We start from the raw sequence: 14,763 nt of genomic DNA, 5'->3' as shown, positions 1-14,763 counted from the left end.
AGTTAAAAACGTGACTCATTATACATTTTATTTATCTAAAACAAAAATATTTAACATAAAAAAACCAGTGCTGAGCACTGGTTTTTCTTTATACAAATTGCTATCGCGATCTTAGTCGTTAAATTTACGACGTGGGCGATCAAAACCACCTTCACGGCGTGGACGATCTGAATTGAACTCGCGACGTGGACGATCTTCACCACCAAAAGAACGCTTAGGACGATCATCAAACGAACGTGGTTGACGGTCACCAAAACCACCCTCACGACGATCACCAAAATCACGTTTTGGACGATCACCGAAGCTACCTTCACGACGTGGTTTGTAGTCTACGCGGTTGCCACGGTTGTCATCATTCGCATCAAAACGCGGCTTATCGTTGAAGCCACCTTCGCGACGCGGACGGTCTGAATTAAATTCACGACGTGGACGGTCATCAAATGAACGCTGTGGACGATCACCGAAACCACCTTCACGGCGCGGACGGTCTGAGTTGAACTCGCGACGCGGACGATCTTCAAATGAACGTTGTGGACGGTCACCGAAACCACCTTCACGGCGTGGACGGTCTGAGTTGAACTCACGACGCGGACGATCTTCACCAAATGCAGGACGTTCACCACGTGGTTTGTCATCAAAGCTGCGACGTGGACGTTCATCACCGCCTTCACGACGTTTAAAGTTGCTTTCGCCTTCAAAACGACGACCGCCACCAAAACCGCCACGACCACCGCGACCGCCATCACGACGACCACGACCACCGTCACGACCAGAACGTGCTGGAGGTGGAGATGGCTCTAAGCCTTCAATTTCTGAAACGCTTAAACGAGCATCTAAGAAATCTTCCAACGCACGGATTTTGCCACGCTCACGGTAAGTTGCCAAAGTAATCGCGTTACCAGTACGGCCCGCACGACCTGTACGACCAATACGGTGTACATAGTCTTCATTTTTCATTGGTAAACCGAAGTTAATCACGTGAGAAATAGTTGGTACGTCTAAACCACGTGCTGCAACGTCTGTTGCAACCAAGATTTTTGCACGGCCTTCACGAATGCTGCGTAAACGACGGTTACGAACGGTTTGTGGCATTGCACCATGTAGCGCAACAACCGAGTGACCCGCTTCAGCCAATTCTTCAGCCAACATATCGGTATCTTCTTGAGTAGATGCGAATACAACCGCTTGATCTACACCTTCATCAGATAACCAGTGTGACAATAATTTTTTCTTGTGCTCGAAACCATCAGTCCAGTGTAAAGTCTGGGTGATGTCCATGTTCGTTGAGTGACCTGTTTCAATCGCAATACGCACAGGCTCATTCATCATGCGTTCTGCAAGTGTGATAATACGGCTTGCAAAAGTTGCAGAGAACATCAAGGTTTGCTTACGGTTAGCAGCTAAATCGCTAATCGCTTCTAGGTCTTCAGAGAAGCCTAAATCGAGCATACGGTCAGCTTCGTCTACAATTAAGGCATCAACTTTATCAAGTTTGATTTGACGACGGTTCACCAAGTCAAGTAAACGACCTGGAGTCGCTACAACCACTTGCGCACCTTTTAATTGTTGGATTTGCTTACCAAAAGGCATACCACCCATGATTGCTGCAATACGTACACCTTTCATGTGACGTACAAATGCAATCGCGTCTTGGCTAACTTGTTGAGCCAATTCACGTGTTGGGCAAAGCACTAAAATTGACGGCTGAGTAATAGCTTTCATACGCTCTTTAAATGGTACGAAAGTATCTTGATTAGCAAGCGCGTTTAAAGTTGGGAGTAAAAATGCAGCAGTTTTACCAGAACCTGTTTGGCTAGATACCAATAAGTCTTTACCTTCAAGTGCCGCTGGGATCGATTGTTCTTGAACAGGAGTCGGCGTAGTAAAGTTCAAGCCTTCTAAAGCTTGTTGTAAAGATTCATGTAAAGAAAAATCAGCAAAAGTTTTGCTCATAGAGATTTTCACCCTGAAAATGGGTGCTCCATTAAATAAAGTCAGATGGACATCGGCAAAAAGCGGTACAGCAATTATCGCTGACAATTTAAGATTCAGCGGCGATCCGAGTAACGACGATGTGATATAACGCACGCATGATTACGGCTTAACCTGAAGGAATCGCTTTAGCGATTGGGGCGCGAGATATCGTCCTCTCTTTGGACCGCACGCGCATACACAATGATTAGAAGAGAAATGTTCAGGTAATGAACAGAAATTAAGTGCGTACGCGGATTATAGCAGGATTATTTTAAAAGTCACCTTATTTAATCGACTTTTGCAGTTTTTTGTGTAAACAGTGATAGATTCTGCTTTTATGGCTAGTATATGGACGATAACAACAGATTTAAAACCAGCAGTTTTAGACCGTTAGGTAAAAGAAAAGCCCTCAGGATGAGAGCTTTGCTAAGTGTCTTATTTAAGTATAAATATGATCAGCTGATTATTTCGCTGCTTCGCCCCAAGCAGGCACAACCGCTTTCATAAGTGGTTTTAACATTTTCATTGAACATGCCAAAACTTGCCCATTTTCCATAGAGTCGCTGCCACCACGTGCATCGACCACAGTACCGCCCGCTTCTTTCACAATTAACTCACCCGCAGCAATATCCCACGGTTTTAAGCCAAGTTCAAAATAACCATCTAAACGACCTGCAGCCACATAAGCCAAGTCTAATGCAGCAGAACCTGCACGGCGGTATTGAGCGCCTGCTTCTGTCACATTCAATAAACTTTCAAAATGGTTTTTGGCATAAGAAACAATTTCGCCATCGCGCTTAGCACGATAAGCATGACCCACTGCCAAGAAGGTGTTGTCTAAACTGTCTTTTACATTTACACGAATACGACGTTGATTCATCATCGCACCACGGCCACGGCTCGCAGAGAATAATTCATCTTTTACAGGGTCGTAAATAACACCGTGCTGTGTCACACCTTTGTGTTGCACTGCAATCGAAATACAGAAATGAGGGAAACCGTGAACAAAGTTTAGCGTGCCATCTAAAGGATCAATCACCCAACACCAGTCGGCATCGTGACCTTTGCCTTCCTGCATGCCAAATTCTTCGCCCAGGAAGCTGTGATTTTTATAACTTTTGCGTAATGTATCAATGGTCAATTGCTCGAGGTAACGATCTACGCGCGTTACAGGACCATCAATGCCTTTTTCTTCGACTTGTAGATCGAGTTTATGACGATTCTGATGCGCTTTTAAAAGCTCTTGACCAACTGTTTGAGCCGCACGCGCAGCCATCACCACCATAGGTTCCATTGAACACCCACTACAAATTTGAAGAGTTTGATAAAGAATAATGCATGAAAGCCCCAATATTTTAGCAAATATTGAGGCTTTTGGGGAAGAAGTGTTGCTAAAAATTAATTCAATATAGATTGATGCAGTTTTTGCCAAGCATTTTGCATTGATTTTTCAATGCCTTGTGCATCTAAACCTGCCTGTTGCAGCATTTGACCATGTGTCGCTTGTTGCATAAAGCTATCTTCTAAACCTAAATGAATAATCGGTTTGACAATCTGGGCCTTCGCCAAGTATTCACTCACGGCACTGCCTGCACCACCCATAATCGCATGCTCTTCTACAGTGACGAATAATACAGTGCTGTCTGCAATCTCAGCTAACAGTTTTTCATCCAATGGCTTCACAAAACGCATATTCACCACACGTACTGCGACATCGTGCTGCTGAGCAAACGCTTCAGCCGCTTCAACTGCCGCTTGCACACGGCTACCAAAAGCCAGCACTGAAATATAGTCATCATATTGTGGATTGAACTGCGCCACAATTTCAGCTTGTCCTAATGGAATTGCAGTCATCTGCTGCTGAATTTCGACACCCAAACCATGCCCGCGTGGATAACGCACTGCTGCAGGGCCGTTATATAAATAAGCCGTGTGCAGCATTTGACGACATTCATTTTCGTCTTTTGGTGCCATAATGACGATATTCGGTACGGTACGCATATAGGCATAGTCGTAAGCACCTGCATGGGTCGGGCCATCTTCACCCACCAAACCTGCACGGTCGATACCAAAAGTAACATCCAGATTTTGCAAAGCGACATCATGAATCAGTTGGTCATAACCACGCTGCAAGAAGGTAGAGTAAATCGCCACCACAGGCTTCAAACCTTCACAGGCCATACCCGCAGCCAAAGTCACCGCATGCTGTTCGGCAATCGCGACATCAAAATAGCGTTCTGGGAATTGTTTGGCAAATTGCACCATGCCCGAACCTTCGCACATGGCTGGCGTAATTGCCAATAATCGTGAATCTTGTTCTGCCTGATCACATAACCACTGCCCAAATACATCAGAATATTTAGGTGCGCTAACTGGTGCAGCTTTGGCATGAATTTTACCAATGGCGTGATATTTAATTTGATCGGCTTCTGCAGGCGCAAAGCCTTTGCCTTTTTTGGTATAAACGTGAATTAAACGTGGGCCTTTACGTTTTTTCAGCGCATTAAACACGTGTGTGAGTTGTTCAACATCATGTCCATCGAAAGGGCCGAAATAATCAAACCCAATCGCTTTAAATAAGTTGTCTGCAGCTTCAGTGGCAGCACAGTGTAAACGCGAGTTATACGTCCATTTCGGATGTGGCTGCACGTAAGCTTCGCCAGTTTCACTGACATAAACCGATTCACCACGTTCCCAAATGGCAGCAAGATGTTTAGCAAAGCCGCCTGTGCTGCATGAAATTGACATATCGTTGTCATTCAGCACCACCATCATATCGGCTTGGTGAGCCACTGCATCATTCATGGCTTCAAAAGCCATACCTGCTGTCATAGCACCATCGCCAATAATGGCAACAACTTCACACGGGTTTTGTTGATAACGTCGTGCCAACGCCATCCCCAATCCTGCAGAAATTGCTGTTGAGGAGTGACCAACGCCAAAGGTATCAAAAATAGATTCTTCACGCGCAGGGAATGCAGCCAAACCATCTTTGGCGCGAATGGTGGTGAGTTGCTCGCGGCGTCCTGTTAGGGCTTTATGCGGATAAGCCTGATGACCGACATCCCAAATTAAGCGATCGTGTGGGGTATTAAAGCAATAATGCAGCGCAACGGTCAGTTCGATCACGCCTAAGTTTGCGCCAAAGTGTCCTCCACTTTGACCTGCGGCATACAAAATGAATTGACGTAACTCATCTGCCACCTGTGGAAGCTGGCTTTGCGCGAGTAAACGTAATTGCTGCGGATGGTCAATCTCATCGAGCAATGGTGTTACAGGGCGTTGAGTTGGAATTTCTGTATACAGCATATGTGGCAAAGCCTTCTAAAGCCTGGCAAATCCTAAGCGAGGTCAATGGGAATTACTCGATCATATAACCGAATGGTATTACCTTCAATCAGCCACATTTCTAGCGATGTAGTTTTGAGCAGTGATTTCAGTTGGGCACACGTTGGGTGGGTAGATTATCCTGAATAATCTAACTATTTATCAACCATTATCGTGCGCTTTATACAAAAAAGAAAATCTTCTGTATAAATTCGTGTTCGCTATTCTACTAATGTCTGAGCATTACGCTATACTTTAAACAATTTATCGACTATTTCACGAGTTAAACAGTGCCGATTAAGTTTGTCGCAACCTCACGATTACCGACCGCATTTGGTGAATTCAACATTACGGTATTTCAAGATCCTGAAACTGGCGAAGAACACGTGGCATTATCCAAAGGTTTGGACACTGCGCCAACCCAGCCCGTTCTGGTACGGATTCACTCAGAATGTTTAACTGGCGATGCTTTCGCGTCTTTAAAATGCGACTGTGGCCCACAGCTTCAAGCCACTCAACGTCTGATTAATGACGCAGGACAAGGTGTGATTTTATATTTACGCCAAGAAGGTCGCGGGATTGGCTTGACCAATAAAATTCGTGCTTATGCCCTGCAAGATCAAGGACATGACACGGTGGATGCCAATTTAATGCTGAATTTACCTGCCGATGCACGTCGCTATGATATGTGCAGCATTATGCTAGATCATTTGCAGGTTAAAGCTGTGCGCTTAATCACCAACAACCCTTTGAAAATTCAAGCATTACAGGAACAAGGGATTACGGTGGTAGACCGTGTGCCTTTAACTGTGGGTCTAAATCCATTCAATGAAGAATATTTGCAAACCAAACACGAACGCATGGCGCACATGTATGATAAAGGTGACTTCTGAGTCACCTTTTAATTTTTGAATTAAATAATTTCTACTCAACTTACTTAAATCGTCATCGAAAAAATACGATTATTCGGCATACGGCGTTTTAAACGCAAATCAAAGGCCATACAAATATTGCGCACAAAAGGTTTACCTTTTTCCAAAATCTGAATGTGCTGATCTTGAATGAGCAGTAATTCATCTTCCTGCATTTCCTGTAACTGTTGCAGCACTTGCTCAATTTCAGGAAATGCCAATTCTGGACTGGCCCACGACGTTTCAAAGCTGCACATTAAATTTAAAATATGCTGACGTATTACCAAATCTTCCCGATCCAGCACATGCCCTTTAAACACAGGAATTTCATTGCAGGCTAAACGGGCATAATAATCTTCAATGCTTTTTTCATTTTGCGCAAAGCTATACCAACTGTCGCTAATAGATGAAACACCCAAGCCAATCATAAGCTGCGTTTTAGATGCGGTATAGCCCATAAAATTACGGTGCAAGGTACCATTTTTAAACGACTGATACATACCATCACGTTCTAAGGCAAAGTGATCCATCCCAATTTCATGATAACCATAGGCCAAAAGACGCTGTTTGCCTTCTTCATAGCACTGACGTTTTAATTCATCTTTAGGTACATCTTCATCTTTAAAACCACGCTGCCCATTGCCTTTAATCCATGGCACATGCGCATAACTGTAAAATGCCAAACGGTCTGGCATTAAACGTTGGGTCTGCTCAATGGTATTCAGTACATCGTCTAGATTTTGAAAGGGCAAACCAAAAACCAAATCATGTGAAATAGAATCATAGCCAATTTCACGCGCCCACTCGGTCACACGTTGCACATGCTCAAAAGGCTGCATCCGATGAATGGCGCGCTGCACTTTTTCATTATAATCCTGCACGCCATAACTGACCCGACGAAAACCCAAGTCATATAAGGCCTGTAAATGTTCGCGGGTGGTGTTATTGGGATGACCTTCAAAACTAAATTCGTGCTGTTCTGCCACTTTGGCTTTTGCCAGAATGCCTTGAATGAGCTGCGTCAAATGTTCGACAGAAAAGAAAGTTGGTGTGCCACCGCCCAAGTGAATTTCTTTAATGATGGGAGTGCTTTCGAGCAATTGGCAATATAAGTCCCACTCTTTTAATAACGCCTGAATGTATGGCTGTTCAACTTCATGGCGTTTGGTGACACGTTTATGACAGCCACAAAAAGTGCATAGACTTTCGCAAAATGGCAAATGAATATACAGACTAATGCCTTCGCTGGCATTAGATTCATCAAAAGAACGCTTCAGCGTCTGCTGCCATGCCTCGGCTGAAAAAGTAGCATCATCCCAATAAGGTACGGTTGGATAACTGGTATAACGTGGTCCAGGCACATTGTATTTTTGAATTAAAGAATTTGCCTGCTGTGTCATCCACTCTGCCCCATTCAGTTAATTGCTGCTGACTAAAATTTAGATTGTAAAAACTATTGTGCTGAGCTTGTGCATGGAAATCAACCTAGTCTTTTGCTCGGAATACATGCTGAAATACAAAGCACCTTGCGCAATTGCATGAGCGATTTGCAGCAAACTGGATAAACCCCTTAATTTTTAGACAGTTTTATGTTTTGATGTAAGCCATTTTATTTTTATGCTGAGGTGGCCATGTCGCATCCTACTCACGCGGATATTCAACGTGTACGTGAATTTCTTCTCGATTTGCAGGCGCGAATTTGTGCGGCTTTAGAACAACAAGAACAGGCAGGTGGCGGAAGCGCACAGTTTGAAATTGATGACTGGCAACGTCCTGAAGGTGGCGGTGGTCGTTCCCGCGTCTTACAAAACGGTACGGTCATTGAAAAAGGCGGAGTGATGTTTTCTCACATCAATATTTCCAAACTGCCTGCTTCTGCAACTGAACGTCATCCAAATATTGCAGGCGCACCTGCGCAGGCGATGGGCGTGTCATTGGTGATTCACCCGAAAAACCCAAATGTACCCACCTCACATGCCAATGTGCGTTTATTTGTCGCTGAACCTGAAGGACAACCGCCAATTTGGTGGTTTGGTGGTGGTTTTGACCTGACACCATTTTATCCAAATGATGAAGATGTGTTGGCATGGCACCAAACAGCACATGACTTATGTGCCCCTTTTGGCAATCAAGTCTATGCAGAACATAAACAATGGTGTGATGACTATTTTTATTTAAAGCACCGCGATGAACAGCGTGGCGTGGGTGGTTTATTTTTTGATGATCTGAATCAATGGGACTTTGACACCTGTTTCAACTATATTCAGGCGGTGGGTAATGGTTATTTGGCTGCAATTCTGCCTATTTTTGAGCGTAATCGTGACAAAGCCTATACCGAAGCACAACGTGAGTTCCAGCTTTACCGTCGTGGACGCTATGTGGAATACAATCTAGTTTACGACCGCGGCACTTTATTTGGCTTGCAGACAGGCGGACGGATTGAGTCCATTTTAGTCAGCTTACCGAACTTGGCGGGATGGTCGTACCGTCCTGAATGGGCAGAAGATTCCGCAGAGAAAAAACTCACTGACTATTATTTAAAACCACGCGATTGGTTAAATCTCAAGACGAGTTAAAGCTCGCGACTGGTGAAACCTTGCTACATCGCAGTGTAAAAAAGATCACATTCAAGGTTCAAAAAAGCGATTCTTCCACGAATCGCTTTTTTACTTACAAACTTTATTGCTTATTTTCAAATCAATAAATATGCACAGCATGAATTAACTGTCATGATAGTGCGGATGGATTTTAATAGATGATGTGACCGCGCACCCTATTCGACCATGCACAAATAGGATTTAACTATCCATACATCAAACCATGAGTCAAAGGCGAATTCATCAAACTGTCAAAGCCTTATGTCACACTGCGCCACATCTGTCAGGAGATCCGCATGTTTAGCCCGCTGTTCAAACACAAAATCTTTTTATTTTGGGCAACCTTTGCCATGTTACTTGGCTCAATTTGCATGACCTTTATTTTTGAAAGTCATCTTTCAGATGGCTTAGCCATTAGTAGCAGCATTTTAGCGGGCATTGCCATGTTCGTGATTGCCACTATTTTGGTATTAGAAACCGTTTTAGAGATTTGTAATCCTTAAGTCCAAAGACTCCCACCGTTTTATACCACCATAGGCTTTAGTCCGCGCTGAATTTGACGTATATTGATGCACATTTCAGCACATGGATTTTGGCAAATGCGCAAACAATTTGCCGTGATTGGCAACCCAATTGAACAATCACGTTCTCCTGAACTGCATCATGCCTTTGCAGAAAAAACAGGCATTGACCTGCAATACAGCAAACGCCTTGCCCCTCTTGATGGTTTTAGAGACAGTGTTGCAGACTTTTTTAATCAGGGCGGTGTAGGCATGAATGTAACCGTGCCTTTTAAAGAGCAAGCATTTGCCCAATGTGGCGTATTAACCGAACGTGCCAAAATTGCCAAAGCAGTCAATACCTTGTGGATGCAAGATGGTGTTTTGCATGGCGACAATACCGATGGTCAGGGTTTGGTTGATGCCATTCGTGCTTTGGGCTGGAATTTAGAGCACAGTGATATTTTGATTATTGGCGCTGGTGGTGCAACCCGCGGGGTAATTTATCCGTTGGTACAAGCAGGCGCAAAAAAAATTGTGATTGCCAACCGCACCCTTGCCCGTGCTGAACAACTGGTTGCTGACCTACAAGCTGCCGTACCGCAAGCAGAATTACAAGCCATGGCACTTACCGATTTAATAGGTCAATTTGATTTAGCCATTAATGCGACGTCTGCCAGCTTAACGGGAGATGCCCTCACCTTGCCTGAGTGTTTGCAGTTTAATTTTGCTTATGAAATGGCTTATGGCAAACCTTCGAGCTTTTTAGAACAAGCCAAAGCGCGTGGCGTACCGACCTCAGAAGGTTTTGGCATGCTGGTCGGACAGGCGATTGAATCTTTTTATATTTGGAATGGCGTGAAACCTGAATTAAAAGATTTCCTCTAAATCATCACCAAATAAAAATAGCCCTTGAGCAGCAAAGGGCTATTTTTTTATTTAAACTGGGCAATCTTGTTGAACGCTGATTGCCCATTTTTCACCCACGGTTTATTTTACAAATTTCTGCATATCTTCATACACATCCATATATAACTCATAATCAATCTGTTCAGCCTGATCTTCAGTTAAAGTGCGAATTGAATTTTGGCTCAATTTGCCCTGCTGACGATCAACATACGTCTGCCCCAAAATGTGTGCCGTTTTCTTTAAATTCTCCAAGTCAGGCACATCCCAATCATAAGCTGCTTCATAGGCTTTTAAATATTGCTGAGCGAATATCTGTTGTGGTTGCTTGTATTGCTGTTTCAGCTTACGCCATTCAAGTGCGACTTTATTTTCATCGACTGCATCTTCAGTCAAATTATTGATACGACGACCAATTGCATTATTGAATTGCTCATCTTCTTCTAAATGATGCTTGGCTTGTAAAGCTTCAATCCGTTTTAGCGCGGCACCTTTCGGGTCATAGTAGCGCTCATCACTAAACCAATAGGCATACACTTCTGCCATTTCCTGCAAGGTTTGTGGACTAAGATTTTTTACCCACGTACTTTGCTCTGCTGCCATGTGCACTAAAAATAAAGTCTGATAAGTCTGACTAAAAGATTCTGTTTGTTGATAGGTTTTTTGTGCCAACTGCGCTAATTCTTCATCATAACTTAAGGCGGGTTTTGCAGTGGTCTTATCTTTATTTTCTGCAGTTTCCTGCTCCAAGGTACGCCCTAAATTTGTCACCCATTTTTCTAAAATTGAGTCTTTACTGACTTCTTGAATGGATTTGGCTTGACGCAGCGCACTACGGTCAATTTTGCTGGCTTGCCCATAATTCGCAATGCTGACATCGTTATACACATGAATTGTGCCGTAATTTTCGCGTTTAAATTGCAGTGCATAATCAATTTTTGCAGCACGCCCCTGATCATCTAAAGCCACATCAATTTGCATCGGTGTTTTTTTATCTTTAGGTGTAGCATTCATAATCTGTTGAATTTCAGCCTGATGTTTTTGCCACAAAGCTGCGAAAGCAGCGGCATCGACCAATTGTTCCGAACGATATGGTTCAAAAACTTTAGCTAGCTTTTCTTGCGGTGAAGCAAAGTGCTCATCCAATACCGATTGTGCCTGCTCAGCACGATTTGGACTAAATGCTTCTAATTCATAGGCATAAGCACAGTAGGTTAAATCCCCGACTTTGGCTGTTTTTGCTGTTTCGATCAAACGCTGACAGTCTTGTTCGCTTAGCATACTTGCGGTGGTTGCTGAATCTTCAGCCTGCTCAGCCGCTGCCTGAACGGCTTGTTCAGCCGCAAGCGTGGCATCTTCACGAGCATCTGCTGAATAATCTGCTGCGTTATTCGCTGTCGTTTCAGTTGCATAAAACTTCTGACTGACCAAATCACGCAAAGCAAGGGTGGCTTGATAAGCCACAAAAGCCTCTTGGCTCATACCATAATCTTCAGCAGTTTCATTGTGTTTTAAGTAGTCTTCAGCACTTTCTTTGGCTGATGTATCTTGTGTAGTTTCAACTTGCTCAGTAGCATCTTCAGTTGTGGTCGCCTGCCCCAATACGGTCTGTTGCAAATACGGTGCATTGACCTGATCAAACATGGCAAGCTGCAGCAACATATCTTCCAAGCTACTGTTCAAACGTATTTTTTCACTAATTTTTTGCTGACGTTCTTGTGCAGTTAAAGATAATTTTTGAATGTGATTAGAATCTGCCAATACATACGGCACCGCATTCATGGCTTTTAAATATTCGGCAAATTGTGCCACTTTAATCCGCTCAAAATCGGCTTTGTATTTAGAAAAGTCGATATAGGCAAAGTCATTTTGACTATCTTTATTTACCAAATAAGGCAACAAAGAAAAATAATTGGTATAGAACTTATATTCATTAAAATCGACCACCATCGGTACTTTCATTTGCACCAAAAGTGTCGGTTTTTCATAACGTGCTGCCACATTCAAAGCAGCAATTTTTTGCCGATAATGCACCGAGCCATCGTAGCTAAACTGAGTGTCATTCAATACATTCAACACAAAATTAAAAGGACTCGATTTTTCGATTGCCCCTGCAGCATAGGAAGCAGAGTTTTGTTCCTTAGCCATTGCCGTATATAAGTTTTGTTTTTCTTGTGTACTTAAACGGACTTTTTGCTGTTTTAAATACTGATCTAATTGCTTTTTAAGTACAGGATCGAGTGTAGCAGGAGCAGCATCCGCTACTTTTGGTATTGCTTCAACTAAATTGCTCTGTACCCGTAATTTGCCCTGAAAGTCATAACTTGGCGTTTCAAAGATGGCATTTAACCCTGTAATTGCCTTTTGTTCTATACTTGCCGTCTGATTGGAATTGGTCTTAATGACATGCTGCGAACAACCTGTAGCAGCTAAACTAAAAAGACATAAAGATAAATATTTTAATTGTATCTTCATTGCTAAACACCTTATATTCATTATAGATTGGTCTGTTCAAACGTGCAGATTATGATACATTGTAACATAACACTTCATTCGTTTTTGTAAGGTGAATAATTTTCAGTATTCGCATTTCTGACATTTTTATTCGCTATTCTTATCAATGTTTTTTGATCATGAGTGTGAATAATCAACATATCGATACAGATAATCCAAAACTATTTCTAAATTAGGATTAAGACTATGCCAGCATATAAAGCCCCATTACACGATATTCGTTTCTTAATGAACGAAGTGCTTGATTACCCAACCCATTACAAAAATCTTTCTAACGGTGAACTTGCGGACGCAGATACAGTCGATATGATTTTGGAAGGTGCAGCAGATTTCTGTGAAAATGTACTTTCTCCACTCAATCAATCAGGCGATGAAGAAGGCTGTCATTTTGAAAATGGCAATGTGACCACACCGAAAGGCTTTAAAGAAGCCTATGACCAATTTGTGCAAGGTGGCTGGCAAGGTCTGTCTTACCCTGAACAATACGGCGGTCAAAACCTGCCAATGTCGCTAAACCTCATCAAATCTGAAATGATGGGTACAGCAAACTGGTCATTCCAAATGTATCCAGGTTTAAGCGTGGGTTGTATCAACACCATTATGCAATTTGGTACAGACGCGCAAAAAGATACCTATTTACCGCACTTGGTTGCAGGTACTTGGTCAGGCACCATGTGTTTGACTGAACCACAATGTGGTACCGACTTAGGTCAGGTAAAAACCAAAGCAGAACCACAAGCCGATGGTACGTATGCGATTTCAGGTACCAAAATCTTTATTTCTGCAGGCGAACATGACCTGACTGAAAACATCATTCATATTGTGTTAGCACGCCTCCCAGATGCGCCTGCAGGCACAAAAGGTATTTCATTATTTATCGTACCGAAATTCTTGCCAACCGCAGAAGGTACGGTGGGTGAGCCTAATCCTGTCACTTGTGGCTCTATTGAACACAAAATGGGGATTCGCGCGTCTGCAACTGCAGTCCTGAACTTTGACAATGCCGTGGGTTATTTGATTGGTGAACCAAACAAAGGCTTACATGCCATGTTTACCTTTATGAATACTGCACGTATTGGTACAGCAATTCAGGGGATTTGCCATGCAGAATTGGCATTCCAAGGTGCATTACCGTATGCCAAAGAACGTATGTCAATGCGTGCGCTTTCAGGTAAAAAAGACCCTGAAAAAGTAGCTGATGCAATCATTCACCACGCCGATGTACGTCGTATGCTCTTAACGCAAAAAGCCGTGGCAGAAGGTGGTCGTGCCATGATTTATCATGCTGCACAATTGGCAGATAAAATGAACGACGCTTTAATGCGTGGTGATACTGCAGCTTTTGAAGCGCATGATGACCATTTAGGTTTCTATACCCCAATCTTAAAAGGCTTCTTAACTGAAATGGGTTATGAAGCTGCCAACCACGGCATGCAAGTGTACGGCGGTCATGGCTATATTAAAGAATGGGGCATGGAGCAAATTGTACGTGATTCACGTATTTCTACCTTATATGAAGGTACAACTGGCGTTCAGGCGCTCGACTTGATTGGTCGCAAAGTGTTGTTAAGCTCTAAGGGCAAAGTGATTCGTGACTACACCGCTGAAATTTTGAAATTCTGTGGTCAGCATGCACGTAACAAATACATGCGTCGTTTTGCATGGGACTTAACCAAGCTATGTGCTCAATGGAACGCATTAACCGTGCGCATTATGTTGGCAGCTCGTAAAGACCGTGACATCGTATCCAGTGCTTCAGTGGACTTCTTGATGTTCTCTGGTTATGTCATGATGGCTTATTTCTGGGCGCAACAAGCGGCTGTGGCTTCGACCAAATTGGCTGAAGGCAATGGTCAGGAAACACCTGAGTTCTATAAAGCCAAAATCAAAGTTGCCGATTTCTACTTTGAGCGTTTATTGCCACGTACCCAAGGTCATGCAGAAGCAATGGTCAATCCATCTAAAACCATGACTGCATTAGCACCAGAACATTTTAGTTTTGACTACTAAAATATTCTAAGCAGATGTAAATCA

10 protein-coding genes are annotated in these 14,763 nt (G+C 43.2%); 5 read left to right on the top strand and 5 right to left on the bottom strand.

Annotated features, from left to right (window positions below; all coding sequences use genetic code 11):
* Nucleotides 1-111 precede the first annotated feature (111 nt).
* The 3 genes from FTU35_RS04910 to dxs form a co-directional block, all read right to left on the bottom strand.
* Nucleotides 112-1,953, bottom strand: a complete 1,842-nt coding sequence (locus FTU35_RS04910; protein ID WP_096901229.1) for a DEAD/DEAH box helicase — start codon at nucleotides 1,951-1,953, stop codon at nucleotides 112-114.
* Between the two features lie 484 nt (nucleotides 1,954-2,437).
* Complete coding sequence (locus tag FTU35_RS04905) at nucleotides 2,438-3,268, bottom strand: inositol monophosphatase family protein (protein WP_019836885.1); 831 nt, start codon at nucleotides 3,266-3,268, stop codon at nucleotides 2,438-2,440.
* A gap of 104 nt (nucleotides 3,269-3,372) precedes the next feature.
* On the bottom strand, nucleotides 3,373-5,283 hold the full coding sequence (dxs, locus tag FTU35_RS04900; protein WP_154320293.1) for a 1-deoxy-D-xylulose-5-phosphate synthase: 1,911 nt from the start codon (nucleotides 5,281-5,283) through the stop codon (nucleotides 3,373-3,375).
* 308 nt (nucleotides 5,284-5,591) lie between these two features.
* Here dxs and ribA point away from each other — a divergent pair, with 308 nt between their 5' ends.
* A complete protein-coding gene (gene ribA / locus FTU35_RS04895; RefSeq protein WP_004974633.1) occupies nucleotides 5,592-6,194 on the top strand; it encodes a GTP cyclohydrolase II in 603 nt (200 codons plus the stop codon).
* Nucleotides 6,195-6,238: 44 nt separating this feature from the next.
* Here ribA and hemN read toward each other — a convergent pair whose 3' ends face one another.
* Nucleotides 6,239-7,612 (bottom strand): oxygen-independent coproporphyrinogen III oxidase, encoded by a 1,374-nt coding sequence (gene hemN / locus FTU35_RS04890; protein WP_096901232.1) that lies wholly within the window; start codon nucleotides 7,610-7,612, stop codon nucleotides 6,239-6,241.
* A gap of 231 nt (nucleotides 7,613-7,843) precedes the next feature.
* On the opposite strand from hemN, the gene hemF reads away from it, so the two are divergent.
* The 3 genes from hemF (at nucleotide 7,844) to aroE (ending at nucleotide 10,197) form a co-directional block, all read left to right on the top strand.
* A complete protein-coding gene (hemF, locus tag FTU35_RS04885; RefSeq protein WP_180064553.1) occupies nucleotides 7,844-8,788 on the top strand; it encodes an oxygen-dependent coproporphyrinogen oxidase in 945 nt (314 codons plus the stop codon).
* A 317-nt stretch (nucleotides 8,789-9,105) separates the two neighbouring features.
* Nucleotides 9,106-9,312, top strand: a complete 207-nt coding sequence (locus FTU35_RS04880) for a hypothetical protein (protein ID WP_004974627.1) — start codon at nucleotides 9,106-9,108, stop codon at nucleotides 9,310-9,312.
* Nucleotides 9,313-9,408: 96 nt separating this feature from the next.
* Nucleotides 9,409-10,197: a shikimate dehydrogenase gene (aroE, locus tag FTU35_RS04875; RefSeq protein ID WP_167846346.1), complete on the top strand. Its 789-nt coding sequence runs from the start codon at nucleotides 9,409-9,411 to the stop codon at nucleotides 10,195-10,197.
* Between the two features lie 102 nt (nucleotides 10,198-10,299).
* Here aroE and FTU35_RS04870 read toward each other — a convergent pair whose 3' ends face one another.
* Nucleotides 10,300-12,690, bottom strand: a complete 2,391-nt coding sequence (locus tag FTU35_RS04870; RefSeq protein ID WP_180064552.1) for a hypothetical protein — start codon at nucleotides 12,688-12,690, stop codon at nucleotides 10,300-10,302.
* A 225-nt stretch (nucleotides 12,691-12,915) separates the two neighbouring features.
* Between FTU35_RS04870 and FTU35_RS04865 the strand changes: the two genes are divergently transcribed.
* Nucleotides 12,916-14,739: an acyl-CoA dehydrogenase C-terminal domain-containing protein gene (locus FTU35_RS04865; protein WP_180064551.1), complete on the top strand. Its 1,824-nt coding sequence runs from the start codon at nucleotides 12,916-12,918 to the stop codon at nucleotides 14,737-14,739.
* Nucleotides 14,740-14,763: the final 24 nt, after the last annotated feature.

It is taken from the genome of Acinetobacter sp. YH12095, from assembly GCF_013419245.1.
Classification (GTDB): Bacteria; Pseudomonadota; Gammaproteobacteria; order Pseudomonadales; family Moraxellaceae; genus Acinetobacter; species Acinetobacter towneri.
The sequence above is the reverse complement of the archived record's forward strand: the minus strand, read 5'-3'. Positions and strand labels throughout refer to the sequence as shown.